This window comes from Pseudothauera hydrothermalis (assembly GCF_003345255.1).
Classification (GTDB): Bacteria; Pseudomonadota; Gammaproteobacteria; order Burkholderiales; family Rhodocyclaceae; genus Pseudothauera; species Pseudothauera hydrothermalis.
The window spans coordinates 1,973,510-1,986,982 of the sequence record NZ_CP029331.1 but is presented as its reverse complement, the minus strand read 5'-3'; the positions used below and the strand labels follow the sequence as shown (position 1 = coordinate 1,986,982).

Genomic DNA, 13,473 nt, shown 5'->3' with positions numbered 1-13,473 from the left:
ATGTTCGGTGCGCATATTCTTCTGGCCGCCGGGCTGGCGGCATTCTCTGGCGGCTTGTCGCCCATGGGCGTGCTAGTGGCCTTTGTGCTGGTCTATCTGTTGTTGAAGCTGACTGTGCGGCTGACCGGCCTCGAGGCCTATCTGCTGAGACTGGAGCTTGGATTGCGTTTTGCCGGCTGGTTCGTGTTGGAAGTCTGCCGAGCCAGCCTGGACGTGGCCCGTCGGGTGCTGGCGCGCCAGGTGGCGATCAGCCCCGCCGTGGTGCCGGTGGAGCTGGCGCGCGCCGATGACCGGGTGGCGACGCTCGTGGCCGCGTTGGTCACGCTGACGCCGGGCACCCTGGCGCTGGCTTACCGGCCGGAGAGTCGCACACTCTTCATCCATGCGCTGGACGCCGGTTCGGCAGCGCAGGTGCAAGAAGGCGTGCGGCGCATCGAGGCGCGTTTGCTGACCTGGTTGGAGGCAGGAAGGGGCTCGGGAGAGGCATGATGAAAGTGGAAATTGCGCTCGCTCACTGGGTGCTGCCGCTCGCTTTTACACTATTGGCCATCAGCGCGGCGCTGGTGGCGCTACGCCTGCTGCGCGGGCCCACTGCGCCGGACCGGGTGGTAGCGATCGATGCGTTGACTTTGCTGGGTATTTCGGCGGTAGCCCTGCTGGCACTGAGCAGCGGACAGTCCGAAGTGCTGGATGTGGCGGTGGTGATGGCCTTGGTGTCGTGTTTGGGTACGACTGCTTTCGTATTGCTGTTTGCGCCGCGCAAAACCGCTGCGCAACGTCGCGCGGGGGCGCTGGCGACTGGCGAACGCAGGGAGGGTGACGCATGAGTGCATCGATCGCCGCTTGGCTGGCTGCGCTGCTGATCGTAGGCGGCGCGTTGTTGGGTTTGGTGGGCGCAATCGGCGTGCTGCGTCTGCCAGATTGCTACAGCCGCATGCACTCTGCCAGCAAGGCCGGCGCGTTGGGGGCTGCGCTGATTTTGGCGGGCGTGGCTGCGGCCACCAGTGGGGAAGCGGCCTTGGAGGCAGTTTTTGCCTTGGCCGTGGTGTTGGCCACTGCGCCCTTGGCGGCGCATGCAGTGTCGCGTGTTGCGCACCGGGTGGGCGTGCTGCCGCGCGTGGGGCCGCTGGGCGACGCACTGGCGGCTGAGCATGGCGGGGCGGGCGACCCGTGCCCGGGCGCGCGGCAAAAGTCCGACGATGCGTCTTGCGCGGCCGATTCAGCGCAGCCCGGGGGGAGCGGGCGGCCGGTCGGTGAGGCGTGAGCCGCCCGCGTTGCGTTCATAGCCGATTTCGATTTCGTCGCGGATGACGCGCCAGATCGGTCGCAAGATCATGCGCATATTTTTGATGATGCCGTGTACATCCATCATCGATGGCACCCGCAAGCCGCGGTGTTCCACGCCACCGCCAATCTGACGGATTTCCACGCCCAGCTTGGCAAAATGTGCGGCCAGGCGCGGCTCGGTGAGCACGAACAGGGTATCGATGCCGCTGCGCGCGGCCAGTGCCACCGCGCCCAGATAAAGGCCGATGGGAATGTAGGGAAAGCGCGGGCGTTCGGGCAGACCGAAGTCCTCGTCGTGAAGGGACATGGCCTCCCGCCCATCCGCCCGCCGCCGGCGATAGCAGGCGCGCACCGCCAGGCGCGACACTTCGGCAATGCGGTCGCGGGGCAGGCGGGCCGGATCGACGATGCGCCGGTCGATGCTTGCCGCACAGGTGCGCTCGAAGGGCAGCGGATAATCCGGCTGGTCTGAACGGGTCAGGATGACCCGGGTGCAACCGACGAGTTGCTCGGGCTCCGAATTGGTGGTCAGCAGGCAATGCAGGCTGTGGGCGTCGTATTCGTCGGTTTCGCGGCGATCCGGGCGTTCGGGTTCGAATTTCAGCTCTTCGCAATACACCTCGTGGCGGATGCGATAGACACGGTCGCGCAAGGATTCGTCGATCGCTGGCGCGATGCGAAAGTATTTGCGGAAACCGTGTCCGAGGTTGAACCGTTCGAAGAGCAGCATGGCGGGGCTCCGTAAGCCGCTCAAGTGCCCTGTCTCAGAGCGTCGACCACCGGGGTTGACGACACCCGGCGCGCCGGAAACAACGCAGCCAAGACCGTGGCCGCAAAGCCGATGAGAAAGGCGGTCAGCACCGTGAGCGGGACGATGCGTATGAAGGCAGTGTAGCCGACGTTCGCGTTCGGTGGCGGGGGCATGGGAATGCCAATGGCCGAAATTCCGAGCGCAAGCGTGATACCGGTCACGACACCGAGCGCGCTGCCGATCAGACCCAGCAGCAGGTTCTCGGCGAGGATGAGGCCGAATACGTCGCGCTTACGGTTGCCCAGCGCCTGCATGGTGCCGAATTCCGGCAGGCGCTCGAAGGCGCTCATATTGACGCTGTTGGCCACCGACAGCAGCACCATGAACAGGATGATCAGTTGCAACACCCCGAACTGTCGATCGTAGAGTTGCAGGGTTTTGTCATAAAAGTCCGACAACTGACGCCAGCTGCGCGCCTGAAGTTGCGTCGAATCGAGCAGGGCTTGGATCGAGGCCAGCGCCGTGTCGGTGTCTTCGGTGCGGTGCAAGGTGGCCACCAGCACGTTGGCGCCGGGGGTGTACATGAGCTCCTGCGCGGCGGCCAGCGGGATGCGCACCGCGCGCGCGTCGAAGTCCTTGGAGAAGCTCTGGAAGATGCCCACCACCTCGAAATCCAGGGTGTTGAGCGCGCCGTCGGCGGTGTTCATGACCAGTGTGAGCGGATCGCCCGGTTTGACACTGAGCGAATGGGCCACGCCCTGGCCGAGCAGGATGCCGAAGCGGTCGCGGTCGGTGAGCTGGCGCCCGGCGGTGATCTGCAGATAGGTGCCCAGACGGGCTTCCTTGTCCGGCTCGATGCCTTCGCCGATGATCGCCAGGTCGCGCCGGCCGTTGTTGAGCAGCCCGGCAAAGTTGAGCCGGGCGGCCACCTCGGCCACTTCGGGCAGGGCGGTGATGCGGCCGGCCAGCCCATCGGGGTCGTCGATCAGAAATTGGTCCGGCCGGCGGCTGCCGCGTTCCAGGTAGTCTGTGCGGAAAACCTGCACATGGCCGGTTTGCGAATGAATGATGGCTTCGCCGAGTTGGTGGAAAATGTCTTGCACGAAGCCGCCGGAAAGAATCAGCCCGCTCACCCCGAACACGATGGCACCCAGCGTCATCGCGGTGCGCAGCCTCTGACGGAAGATGTTGCGTAGGGCAAGCTTGAAGAGCATGGCAGCTACCTTTGTTGGCGCAAGGCGTCGACGATGTTCATGCGCGAGGCCTTCCAGGCCGGGAAGATGCTCGCCACCAGCGTGGTGAGGAAGGCAAGCAGGAAGGCATCCAGCGCCAGCGCGGGCGAGATGGCGATCTGGCCAATGTAGCCGCGTGCCATGCCGGGCGGCGGCGGCATCGGGATGCCGATGGCCGACACCAGCGCGCCCAGCGCATGTCCGGCCAGCACACCGATTACGCCGCCGACCAGCCCAAGCAGCGCGCCTTCGGCCAAAAATAGGGTGAGAATGCCGCGCCGGCGCACGCCCAGCGCCATCGCGGTGCCGATTTCGCCGGTACGTTCGATGACCGCCATCGACAAGGTGTTGGAGATCGACAGCACCACGATCAGTGCGATCAAGATGCGCACCACGCCGACCTGACGGGAGAACAACGTGACCGTCTTGTTGTAAAAGTCGGCCAGCTCATACCAGGGGATGATCTCGAAGCGGTCTGCGGGCAGGCGCTGGGTCAGCTCAGCTACGGTGCGTGCGGTGGCTTCGGTGTCATCGAGCAGCACCACCCAACTGGTGGCGCCTTCGACCCGCATCAGTTGGCGGGCGATGTCGATTGGCGCGCGCAGCACGGTGTCGTCGTAAGCCTTGGTGATAGTGGCGAACAATCCGGCGACTTCCAACTCCACCGCGTTGATGCCGCCGTCCGCGGAGCTCGCGAGCAGCACCACCCGGTCGCCAGGCTGTGCCCCCAGATTGGCCGCCAGACCCTCGCCGAGCAGCACCGATGCAGGGGGCGCTGCGGTCAGGTCGCGTCCGGCGACGATGGTGATGGCGCGGGTCACCGGCGCTTCGCGTTGCGGATCGATACCTTCGCCCACGAAAGAGAGCGTGTCATCCCCTTTACTGATCAAGCCGCTGAACGCCAGGCGGGGGGCGATGGTGCGAAAACGGCTATGTAGGTCGGCCTCGAGTGCCGAGGTGTCGGCCGGCAGCAGATAGCGGTAGGGGTCGCCCAAGCCTTCGCGCAAATAACCCGGCCGGGTGATCTGCAGGTGACCGAGCTGCGAATGGATGGTCGATTCGCGCATATCCTGAAAAATCCAATGGATGAAACCGCCCGCGAGCAGGTAGGCCACCACGCCGCCACACACCGTGGCCAGCGCCAAGAAAGCGCGGCGGCGTTGGCGCAGCAGGTTGCGGGCAGCCAGGCGGAAAGTCTGGAACAGGACAGCAGCCAATGCATACCTCGGTCGGCGGATCGGTTGCAGCGGGCCGCCATCATCGTCCCGGCGAGCAGGGGCGCAAAAGCGGCCGAAGCAAACGGGATGGTTTCAACGGCGGAAGGGCTTCTCTATGATAGCTGCAGGATCCGGCCATGACCGAGGAGGTATTCCATGATCCAGCGCTTCGACTATGAGGCCGCCTTCTCCCGCAACATCGGCTGGGTGACCGAGGCCGAACAGCAGACCCTGCGCGGCAAACGGGTGGCGATCGCCGGCATCGGCGGGGTGGGGGGCGTGCATTTGCTGACTTTGGCCAGGCTGGGGATTGGGGCGTTCAACATTGCCGACTTCGACACCTTCGATCTGGTCAATTTCAACCGCCAGGCAGGCGCGATGGTCTCGACACTGGGGCGCCCCAAGGTAGACGTGCTGGCTGAGATGGCCGCCGACATCAATCCGGAACTGGACATCCGACGCTTTGCGCACGGTGTCCACCAGGACAATCTGGACGACTTTCTGCGCGGTGTCGATTTATACGTCGATGGCCTGGATTTTTTTGCCTTCGCCGCACGTCGCAACACTTTTGCCGCCTGCCACCGGCTGGGCGTGCCGGCGGTCACCGCGGCGCCGCTGGGCATGGGCACCGCGGTGTTGGTGTTCATGCCGGGCGGCATGTCGTTTGAAGACTACTTTTGCCTGGAAGGCTGCGACCAGGACGAAATGGCCTTGCGTTTCCTGCTCGGGCTATCGCCGGCGATGCTGCAACGCGGCTATCTGGTCGATCCGTCGCGGGTGAATCTTGCCGAACAGCGCGGCCCCTCCACAGTGGCCGCCTGTCAGCTATGCGCGGGGGTTGCCGCCACCGAGGCGCTGAAGATTCTGCTAGGGCGCGGTAGGCTGCGGGCGGCGCCGCACGGCTACCAGTTCGACGCTTATCGGCAGCGCTTGACGCGCACATGGCGTCCGGGCGGCAATCGCCATCCGCTGCAACGCCTCGGCCTGTGGGTGGCGCGTCGGCAACTTTTGAAAATGCGCGCATCCGGAGGCCAACATGGCTGATCGCGACACCCTGATCAAAATTCTGGATCTCGCCCGCTGGGCGCCCAGCGGCGACAACACTCAGCCCTGGCGCTTTGAAAGCGTCGCGGATCATCACATTGCGGTCCACGGCCATGATACCCGCGACTGGTGTTTGTACGATTTCGACGGCCACGCCAGCCACATGGCGCACGGCGCGCTGTTGGAAACCCTGCGTATTGCCGCAAGCGGATTCGGCTTACGTGCGCAGTGGGCACGTCGTGCGGGCACGCCGGACAGCGCGCCGGTGTTCGATGTCCAACTCGCCGACGATCCGGCGCTGGCGGCCGACCCGCTGATCCCCTTCATTGAAACACGCTGTGTGCAGCGCCGGCCGCTACAGAGCACCCCGCTGACCGCCGCCCAGCGCGCCGCGCTACAGGCGGCGCCGGGTCCGGGTTACAGCGTCCGCCTGTTCGAGTCGCTGCCCGAGCGTCGGCAGATCGCCCGCCTGTTGTGGGCCAACGCCCATATCCGCCTGACCTGCCCGGAAGCCTACCCAGTGCACAAAACAGTCATCGAATGGGGCGCGCGTTTTAGCACCGACCGCATTCCCGAGCAGGCGGTCGGTGTCGACCCACTGACTGCGCGTCTGATGCGCTGGGTGATGAAAAGCTGGGAGCGGGTGGATTTTTTCAACCGTTACCTTCTGGGCACGGTGGCGCCGCGCATTCAACTCGACTATCTGCCGGCCATCCGCTGTGCCGCCCATGTGCTGATCAGCCGGGAAACTGCCGCGCAGACAGTGGAAGATTATGTCGATGCCGGGGCGGCCATGCAGCGCGTGTGGCTTACCGCCGAGTCGGTGGGCCTGCGCCTGCAACCCGAAATGACCCCACTGATCTTCCGCTGGTACGCCGCCCAGCGGCGCAGTGTTTCGCGCCTGCCGCAGATCGACGCGGCGGTCGCGCGGGTGGGCGCCCAGGTCGATGCGGTGCTGGGCGCTGAGGGGCGGGCCGTGTTTTTCTGCCGGGTGGGCAGTGGAACGGCCCCGCATGCGCGGTCATTGCGTCGGCCGCTGGCAGAATTGATGGTGGCGCCGGGGGCGGGCATCTCGAATTGAGGCTGTCGGATTTTTTTACGATGGGTCGGGCGGGAGTTTTGCGGTCAGTGCGGCGGCATGGAAAAAACCAATAAAAACAGTGTATTGAGTGTTCACTGAATCAGTGGCACGCATTCTGCTTAATGTCGATCGAGCGTTCCGCGAAGTTAAATCCGGACGGTCAGCACTCAGGAGATCGACATGAACATTCGTACATTGCTTGCTTCGACCCTCGTCGCCAGTGGCCTGGCGATGAGCTCCGCGGCGCAATCGGCCGTCCTCACCAATTGGTATCTCGATGCCGACGGTGCAGGCGCCGGTAGCGCGACCCATATCACCAGCTTTCTGGATATTGTCGGCGGCGCTTACGTGACGCTGACGCCCACCGGCGGGCTGAATTTCGACTTCGAGGAATGGGGCGCGGTGCGTTCCACCACCCACGACTTTGGCCTGGATTATGCGGCCAACCAGACTGCGATTCTCACCGCCTTGTTCGAAGCCAGTGGCAGCGGCACTTTTGGCGGTGCGGCCACGTTCACCTCGGGCACGTTGTACCTGTATTCCACACCGGTCGGTCAGTGGGGCAGCACGATCGGCACCTACGGGGTGGACGGCATGCCGATTGCGACTTTCGAGATCGTCGGTGGCGGCCTGCAGGTCAACCCGGATGGCACGCCAACCGCCAACGGTCAGATCGAGCTCACCGCACGGGCCACGTCGATGCAAAGCGGCTACTTCTTTTTTGACGCCGGTCTGACCCAGGACATGGCTGACCTGGTCAGCGATCCGGAAGGGCTGTTGATGGGCTTTGCAACGGTCAACGCCAACCAGATTCCGAACGGTCAGTTGAACACGACCTTCGCCAATGAGATTTTCCAGTACTCCGGACTGCCCGGTACGTGGGTGAACAACCCAGCGCTCGGCTCGTTCTTTGTCAGCAACAACGGTCAGTTCCGTCTATCGGTGCCGGAACCTGGCACGGTGGCGCTGATCGGCATCGGTTTGCTGGGTTTGGGCCTTGTCCGTCGCCAAAAGGCGGTGGCCTGAGCGTCCGCCGCCCTGCCGATTGGGTCAAACAAAAGGAGCCGGAAGGCTCCTTTTTTATTTGTGTGCGGCCGAGGTGAAGTGTTTGGCCCGTCGATTGGGAGCGTGGTTCAGTGCACCACCATATTGTCCCGATGGATCAACTCCGGTTCGTCGATGTAACCCAAGGTGGCTTCGATTGCGCTGCTGGGTTTGCGGGCGATGCGCCGTGCCTCGGTGCTGTTGTAATTGATCAGCCCGCGGCCCAATTCGTTGCCGGCAGTGTCGTGTAGCGACACTGCCGCGCCACGCTCGAACTCGCCTCTGACTTCCAGAACGCCGACCGGCAGCAGGCTGCGCCCGGCACGCAGCGCTGCGACCGCGCCTTCGTCAAGCACCAGGCTGCCCGCCAGTTGCAAGTGGTCGGCCAGCCATTGCTTGCGCGCTTGTAACGGCGTGCTACTGGCATAGAGCAAGGTGCCCAGCGCCTGTCCTGCAGCCAGACGGAGCAGCACGTCGGCCTCGCGGCCGCTGGCGATGCAGGTGTGTGCGCCGCTGCGCGCGGCGCGTTGTGCGGCGCGCACTTTGGTGATCATGCCGCCTTTGCTGATGCCGCTGCCGGCACCGCCGGCCATGGCCTCGAAGCGGCGGTCTTCGGCTTGACCTTCGTCGATCAATTGCGCAGTTGGATCGTGGCGTGGGTCGGCGGTGAAGAGCCCTTTCTGGTCGGTGAGGATGATCAGCGCGTCGGCTTCGATCAGGTTGGCGACCAGCGCGCCCAGGGTGTCGTTGTCGCCAAACTTGATCTCGTCGGTGACGATGGTGTCGTTTTCGTTGATGATCGGTACCACCCCCAGATCGAGCAGGGTATTGAGTGTGGAGCGGGCGTTCAAATAGCGTTTGCGCTCGGCCAAATCGTCATGGGTGAGCAGAATCTGCGCGGTATGCAGCCGGTGCGCCGCAAAAACTTCCTCATAAGCTTCGACCAAGCCCATTTGCCCGACCGCTGCGGCCGCTTGCAGACGGTGGATTTCATGCGGCCGCTTCGACCACCCCAAACGTTGCATACCCGCGGCGATGGCGCCGGACGACACCAGGGCCACCTGCTTGCCGGCAGCGCGCAATTGCGCGATTTGACCGGCCCAGTCGGCCATGGCGCGCTTGTCCAGCCCGGTGCCATTGTTGGTCACCAGCGCACTACCCACCTTGATCACCAGGCGGCGGGCATCACGAATTTTTGTTCTCATGGTGGGCATCGGATTCAGTTGCGTTGCTGCGGGTCGCCCTGCGCCGGGTCGGTGCGGTCTTCGGCATTTCCGTCGTCGGGGTTGAAGTACAAGTCGTCATCCAGCGGGCGCGCCCGCTCGGCCAGTAAGGCGGCCTGGGCGGCCTCGTGCGCGGCCCGCCGTGCGGCGCGTTCGGCTTCGATACGCTCGCGCTCGGCGTCGATAAAGTCCTGCAGTGCGTGGATCAGCGTCTGGCAACCGTCGCCTTTGAGCGCGGAGATCTCAAAGCAGCGGTCGGTGGGGCCATAAGCGGCGATGAAGCGAGCCACGCGTTCGGCGCGCTCATCCTCCGGGATCAGGTCGATCTTATTGAGCACCAGCCAGCGTGGCTTGTTGTAGAGCGCTTCATCGTATTTGCGCAGTTCGGCCACGATGGCCAGCGCGTCGCGCACCGGATCGGCGTGCGGATCGAAAGGCGCCAAATCCACCAAGTGCAGCAGCACCTGGGTGCGGGCCAGGTGGCGTAAAAACTGGTGACCCAGACCTGCGCCCTCGGCGGCGCCTTCGATCAGCCCGGGAATATCGGCAATCACGAAACTGCGCGCCTCGCTGGTGCGCACCACGCCAAGATTGGGTTGCAAGGTGGTGAATGGATAATCGGCCACCTTGGGACGCGCGGCGGACACCGCACGGATGAAGGTGGATTTACCGGCGTTGGGCATGCCCAGCAGACCGACATCGGCCAGCACTTTGAGCTCCAGCCTCAGCATGCGGCGCTCGCCTTCTTCGCCCAGGGTACGTTTGCGCGGCGCGCGGTTGACGCTGGACTTGAAATGGATGTTACCCAGCCCGCCGCGCCCGCCGCGGGCAAGCAGCGCGCGTTTGCCGTCCTCATCCAGATCGGCGACCAGCTCACCGGTGTCCAGATCGGTGATGACCGTACCGACCGGCATGCGCAGCACCACGTCTTCACCGCTTTTGCCGTAGCAGTCTTTGTTGCCGCCGTTCTCCCCGCGCTGGGCGCGATGGATGCGGGTGTAACGGTAGTCGATCAAAGTGTTGAGGTTACGGTCGGCAACAGCATAGACGCTGCCGCCGCGACCGCCGTCGCCGCCGTCCGGGCCGCCGCGCGGGATGAATTTTTCACGCCGGAAAGAGGCCATGCCGTTGCCGCCGTCGCCGGCGATGACTTCAATGCGTGCTTCGTCGAAAAACTTCATGGATGTACGCCTGAGTTGGCGAAAATAAAAAAGCCCTACCGCAAGGATAGGGCTTTTGGGATCGGCTGATCGGAATCAAGCGGCAGCGGGTACGATGGTGACGGTGCGACGCTTTTGGGAGCCCTTCACCGAGAATTGGACGATGCCGTCTTTGAGGGCGAACAGCGTGTGATCCTTGCCGATGCCGACGTTTTCGCCCGGATGATACTGGGTGCCACGCTGACGGACGATGATGTTGCCAGCCAGCACGTGTTGACCGCCGTAGCGCTTGACGCCGAGTCGTTTGGCTTCTGAGTCGCGACCGTTGCGGGAACTGCCGCCAGCTTTTTTGTGTGCCATGACGAATTACCTCCTGGTCTTGACTTAGGCCGAAATCGCTTCGATGCGGATTTCGGTGTAGTTCTGGCGATGGCCTTGGCGCTTTTGGTAGTGCTTGCGACGGCGCATCTTGAAAATCTTGACCTTGTCGTGACGACCGTGGGCGAGCACGGAAGCCTTCACGCTAGCGCCGGGAACCACCGGGGTGCCGATTTTGACCGACTCGCCCTCGCCGACCATGAGAACCTGGTCGATGGTGATCTCGGAGCCCACGTCGGCCGGTATCTGTTCTACCTTGATCTTTTCGCCGGCTGCAACGCGATACTGCTTGCCACCGGTTTTTATCACCGCGTACATGGTGTTGCTCCAGTTGATGGGTTTTGCAAAGAAACCGCGCACTCTATTGAAAAAAGTCTTTTTGGTCAAGGCTGACTGGCTGGAGCCCGTCGGCGGCCGCGACCGCAGCCACCGTCTTGGGCAGCAGGGCGTCCAGCGCTTGCTGCTCGGTGCGGAAGGTGCTCGTCGGCGCCAGGCGTTGCCATAGACCGTCGCGCACCAAGGTGTCGACCACCTGTTTTTTCAGGCCGCAAAAGGCCAGTTGCTGGCCTTGGCGGCGCAGACGCTCATAAAGCCCTTCCAAAGTGCGCACGCCGGTGGCGTCGATGTCGTTGATGCCGGCTGCGGACACGAGCACCACCCGTACCGCCGGTTGAGCGCTGAGCGCGCACTGCATGCCTTCTTCGAAGCTTGCCGCGGTCACGAAGGTCAGGGGGCCGTCAAAGCGCAGAATGACCAGGTTGGGGTGTGGGTGTGCCAGCCCAAAGCGCTCGAGGTCTCGGTAGGTGCCGTCCGGATGCAGGCCCAGCAAGGCGATCCGGGGCTTCATGCTGCGGTAGAGCATCAGCGCGAGCGAGAGCAGCAGGCCGGTGAGGATGCCGTTCTGGATGTTGGGGGCAAAAGCCAGTGTGCCCAGAAAGGTCGTCAGCGCCGCCAGCCCATCGTCGCGCTTGGCCCGCCAGGCGCGTAACGGTGTGCCGAAATCGATGAGCTTGATCACTGCATCGAGGATCACCGCCGCCAGCACCGGAATCGGCAAATGCCACAGCAGCGGCCCGCCGTAGCATAAAACCAGTAGCACCAGCGTGGCGCCGATCAGCGAGGACAGCCCGGTGCGTGCGCCGCTGGCATGGTTCAGTGCCGAGCGCGCAAACGAGGCGCTGACCGGCATTGCGCCGCTGATTGCAGCGGCGATTTTGGCCAGTCCCTGACCGATCAGCTCCTGGTTTTGCCGCCAGACTTGGCGGGTTTTGCCGGCAATCGACCGGGCACTGGCGGCCGCCTCCATGAAACTCACCAAGGCGATCACGAAGGCGGCAGGCAACAGCGCAACGACGGCCGGCAGGTCGATCATAGGCAGGGCAAGCGTCGGCAGTCCCGCTGGAATGGCACCGACCACTCGTCCGCCTGCAGCCTCGAAACCGGTCAGCGCAGACAGGGCGGTGGATACGGTTACCACCAGCAGCACGCCGGGCAGACGTGGCAGCAGACGGCGCAGCGCGACCAATGCAGTCAGCGCGCCCAGGCCGAAGGCGGCAGAAGCCCCGTGCAGTGTGTCGCTTCGACCCAGTGCATCGGCAAAATCGGCCAGAAACCGGTCGCTGCGAGGCATCGACACGCCGATCAAGGATGGCAACTGCGACAAGCAGATGATCAGTGCTGCGGCATTGACAAAACCCATCAGCACCGGTTGAGAGAGCAGATTCAAAAGCCAACCCAGGCGCAACACGCCCAAGGCAAGTTGAATCAGCCCGGCTAGTAGCGCCAGCAGGATGGCCAGAGCGATAAACTCTGGCGTCTCCGGGCGCGCCAGCGGCAGCAGGCTGGCCCCAGTGAGCAGGGCAGTGAGCGCGACCGGGCCGGTCGATAGCTGCCCGCAGGAGCCGAACAGCGCGCCCACCACCGTGGGCAGCAGGGCGGCATACAGGCCGATGTACGGTGGCAGCGAACCGAGCTGGGCGTAGGCCAGCGCCTGCGGCACCATCACCAGCCCAACGGTGAGGCCAGCTATCAGGTCGCCGACTGGAGCGCTACCCTGCCACTGCCGGGGCCAGGCGAGGAAGGGCAGCAGGCGTTCGAGCCAGGGCGCGGGTCGCATCGCAGGCAGGGCGCGGTCAGTGATAAAGCGGGCAATGTTAGCAAACGCTGTTGTAGCCGCCGAGACCGCATCGATGGCGCAAAATCGTGTTTTTCCGCTTTACCCTGCAAGGATTGTCCAATGCCTCGTTTCAGCGCCAATCTTTCCTTCCTCTACCCGGATCTGCCCTTTTTGGAGCGCTTTGCCGCAGCCGCGCGCAGCGGTTTTCGCGCTGTCGAGTTCCACTTTCCTTATGACTGGCCCGCCGAGCAGGTGGCGCGCGCGGCGCGCGAGGCCGGCGTCGAGGTGGTGCTGTTCAACTTTCCGGCCGGCGACTGGGCGGCCGGCGAGCGCGGCCTGGGCTGTTTGCCTGGGCGGGAGGCGGAATTCCGTGACGGCGTGGCCCGTGGGCTGGATTACGCGCGTACGCTCGGCTGCCGGCAACTGAACTGCTTGGCCGGCATTGCGCCGGCCGGCGTGGCGACCGAAGCGTTGTCCGAAGTGCTGATCGGCAATCTGCGCTACGCTGCCCAGGCGGCCGCCGAGCACGGCATTCGAGTGCTCGCCGAACCGCTCAACACGCTGGATACGCCGGGGTTTTTTCTCCGCTACACGGCCCAGGCCGCGGCGCTGATCGAAGCGGTCGGCCGTGACAATGTCTTGATTCAGTACGACATCTACCACGCGCAGATCATGGAGGGCGATCTGACACGCACGCTGGCCCGCTACCTGCCGCGTATCGGCCATATTCAGTTTGCCGACAATCCAGGGCGCGGCGAGCCGGGCAGCGGCGAGATCAACTTTCAATGGCTCTTTGCCGAGCTGGATCGTCTGGGCTATTCCGGTTGGGTGGGGGCCGAGTATCGACCGCGCGGTACAAGCACCGACGCCGGGTTGGGCTGGCTGCAAGAGGCAAGGGTGTGCATGGCGGATTGCCCCAATGGCCGCTGCCGGTGAGCGC

General features: G+C 64.2%; 15 protein-coding genes. 7 read left to right on the top strand and 8 right to left on the bottom strand.

Going from position 1 to position 13,473, the window contains the following annotated elements; all coding sequences use genetic code 11:
- From DIE29_RS09585 to mnhG, 3 genes are read left to right on the top strand one after another with little or no spacing between them, the layout of a single operon-like run.
- Positions 1 to 489 carry a Na+/H+ antiporter subunit E gene (locus DIE29_RS09585; RefSeq protein ID WP_102041323.1) on the top strand — a complete coding sequence of 163 codons (489 nt, stop codon included), beginning with the start codon at positions 1 to 3 and terminating at the stop codon, positions 487 to 489.
- Positions 489 to 827 carry an MrpF/PhaF family protein gene (locus DIE29_RS09580; protein WP_102041324.1) on the top strand — a complete coding sequence of 113 codons (339 nt, stop codon included), beginning with the start codon at positions 489 to 491 and terminating at the stop codon, positions 825 to 827. The genes DIE29_RS09585 and DIE29_RS09580 overlap by 1 nt, the downstream gene beginning before the upstream one ends.
- Positions 824 to 1,264: a monovalent cation/H(+) antiporter subunit G gene (gene mnhG / locus DIE29_RS09575; protein ID WP_102041325.1), complete on the top strand. Its 441-nt coding sequence runs from the start codon at positions 824 to 826 to the stop codon at positions 1,262 to 1,264. Before DIE29_RS09580 ends, mnhG begins: the two co-directional genes overlap by 4 nt.
- Here mnhG and DIE29_RS09570 read toward each other — a convergent pair.
- From DIE29_RS09570 to DIE29_RS09560, 3 genes are read right to left on the bottom strand one after another with little or no spacing between them, the layout of a single operon-like run.
- On the bottom strand, positions 1,220 to 2,017 hold the full coding sequence (locus DIE29_RS09570; RefSeq protein ID WP_102041326.1) for a PEP-CTERM/exosortase system-associated acyltransferase: 798 nt from the start codon (positions 2,015 to 2,017) through the stop codon (positions 1,220 to 1,222). The two genes, mnhG and DIE29_RS09570, sit on opposite strands and share 45 nt — an antisense overlap.
- A gap of 20 nt (positions 2,018 to 2,037) precedes the next feature.
- On the bottom strand, positions 2,038 to 3,252 hold the full coding sequence (locus tag DIE29_RS09565; protein ID WP_114649755.1) for an ABC transporter permease: 1,215 nt from the start codon (positions 3,250 to 3,252) through the stop codon (positions 2,038 to 2,040).
- 5 nt (positions 3,253 to 3,257) lie between these two features.
- The gene (locus DIE29_RS09560) at positions 3,258 to 4,487 is read right to left on the bottom strand and encodes an ABC transporter permease (RefSeq protein WP_237269437.1); all 1,230 of its coding nucleotides are present in this window, start codon (positions 4,485 to 4,487) and stop codon (positions 3,258 to 3,260) included.
- A 156-nt stretch (positions 4,488 to 4,643) separates the two neighbouring features.
- Between DIE29_RS09560 and DIE29_RS09555 the strand changes: the two genes are divergently transcribed.
- The 3 genes from DIE29_RS09555 (at position 4,644) to pepA (ending at position 7,638) form a co-directional block, all read left to right on the top strand.
- Complete coding sequence (locus DIE29_RS09555; protein WP_102041328.1) at positions 4,644 to 5,531, top strand: ThiF family adenylyltransferase; 888 nt, start codon at positions 4,644 to 4,646, stop codon at positions 5,529 to 5,531.
- Positions 5,524 to 6,612, top strand: a complete 1,089-nt coding sequence (locus DIE29_RS09550) for a nitroreductase family protein (protein WP_102041329.1) — start codon at positions 5,524 to 5,526, stop codon at positions 6,610 to 6,612. Before DIE29_RS09555 ends, DIE29_RS09550 begins: the two co-directional genes overlap by 8 nt.
- A 180-nt stretch (positions 6,613 to 6,792) precedes the next feature.
- Complete coding sequence (pepA, locus tag DIE29_RS09545; RefSeq protein WP_114649754.1) at positions 6,793 to 7,638, top strand: flocculation-associated PEP-CTERM protein PepA; 846 nt, start codon at positions 6,793 to 6,795, stop codon at positions 7,636 to 7,638.
- 107 nt (positions 7,639 to 7,745) lie between these two features.
- Here pepA and proB read toward each other — a convergent pair whose 3' ends face one another.
- The 5 genes from proB to DIE29_RS09520 all read right to left on the bottom strand — a co-directional run bounded on the left by proB (position 7,746) and on the right by DIE29_RS09520 (position 12,533).
- On the bottom strand, positions 7,746 to 8,861 hold the full coding sequence (gene proB / locus DIE29_RS09540) for a glutamate 5-kinase (RefSeq protein ID WP_102043135.1): 1,116 nt from the start codon (positions 8,859 to 8,861) through the stop codon (positions 7,746 to 7,748).
- Positions 8,862 to 8,875: 14 nt separating this feature from the next.
- Positions 8,876 to 10,060, bottom strand: coding sequence for an Obg family GTPase CgtA (cgtA, locus tag DIE29_RS09535; protein ID WP_102041330.1), 1,185 nt, complete (start codon positions 10,058 to 10,060; stop codon positions 8,876 to 8,878).
- Between the two features lie 75 nt (positions 10,061 to 10,135).
- Positions 10,136 to 10,399, bottom strand: coding sequence for a 50S ribosomal protein L27 (rpmA, locus tag DIE29_RS09530; protein ID WP_102041331.1), 264 nt, complete (start codon positions 10,397 to 10,399; stop codon positions 10,136 to 10,138).
- Between the two features lie 24 nt (positions 10,400 to 10,423).
- Positions 10,424 to 10,735 (bottom strand): 50S ribosomal protein L21, encoded by a 312-nt coding sequence (gene rplU, locus DIE29_RS09525; RefSeq protein ID WP_102043136.1) that lies wholly within the window; start codon positions 10,733 to 10,735, stop codon positions 10,424 to 10,426.
- A 43-nt stretch (positions 10,736 to 10,778) separates the two neighbouring features.
- Entirely contained in the window at positions 10,779 to 12,533 is a 1,755-nt protein-coding gene (locus tag DIE29_RS09520) for a SulP family inorganic anion transporter (protein ID WP_102041332.1), read from the bottom strand.
- A gap of 120 nt (positions 12,534 to 12,653) precedes the next feature.
- Between DIE29_RS09520 and hyi the strand changes: the two genes are divergently transcribed.
- Positions 12,654 to 13,469: a hydroxypyruvate isomerase gene (hyi, locus tag DIE29_RS09515; RefSeq protein WP_114649753.1), complete on the top strand. Its 816-nt coding sequence runs from the start codon at positions 12,654 to 12,656 to the stop codon at positions 13,467 to 13,469.
- The last annotated feature ends 4 nt before the right edge of the window (positions 13,470 to 13,473 follow it).

Coding starts and splice junctions, on each gene's coding strand:
- DIE29_RS09585 (WP_102041323.1), top strand. CDS start 1: ATGTTCGGTGCGCATATTCTTCTGGCCGCCGGGCTGGCGGCATTCTCT.
- DIE29_RS09580 (WP_102041324.1), top strand. CDS start 489: ATGAAAGTGGAAATTGCGCTCGCTCACTGGGTGCTGCCGCTCGCTTTT.
- mnhG (WP_102041325.1), top strand. CDS start 824: ATGAGTGCATCGATCGCCGCTTGGCTGGCTGCGCTGCTGATCGTAGGC.
- DIE29_RS09570 (WP_102041326.1), bottom strand. CDS start 2,017: ATGCTGCTCTTCGAACGGTTCAACCTCGGACACGGTTTCCGCAAATAC.
- DIE29_RS09565 (WP_114649755.1), bottom strand. CDS start 3,252: ATGCTCTTCAAGCTTGCCCTACGCAACATCTTCCGTCAGAGGCTGCGC.
- DIE29_RS09555 (WP_102041328.1), top strand. CDS start 4,644: ATGATCCAGCGCTTCGACTATGAGGCCGCCTTCTCCCGCAACATCGGC.
- DIE29_RS09550 (WP_102041329.1), top strand. CDS start 5,524: ATGGCTGATCGCGACACCCTGATCAAAATTCTGGATCTCGCCCGCTGG.
- pepA (WP_114649754.1), top strand. CDS start 6,793: ATGAACATTCGTACATTGCTTGCTTCGACCCTCGTCGCCAGTGGCCTG.
- proB (WP_102043135.1), bottom strand. CDS start 8,861: ATGAGAACAAAAATTCGTGATGCCCGCCGCCTGGTGATCAAGGTGGGT.
- cgtA (WP_102041330.1), bottom strand. CDS start 10,060: ATGAAGTTTTTCGACGAAGCACGCATTGAAGTCATCGCCGGCGACGGC.
- rpmA (WP_102041331.1), bottom strand. CDS start 10,399: ATGGCACACAAAAAAGCTGGCGGCAGTTCCCGCAACGGTCGCGACTCA.
- rplU (WP_102043136.1), bottom strand. CDS start 10,735: ATGTACGCGGTGATAAAAACCGGTGGCAAGCAGTATCGCGTTGCAGCC.
- DIE29_RS09520 (WP_102041332.1), bottom strand. CDS start 12,533: ATGCGACCCGCGCCCTGGCTCGAACGCCTGCTGCCCTTCCTCGCCTGG.
- hyi (WP_114649753.1), top strand. CDS start 12,654: ATGCCTCGTTTCAGCGCCAATCTTTCCTTCCTCTACCCGGATCTGCCC.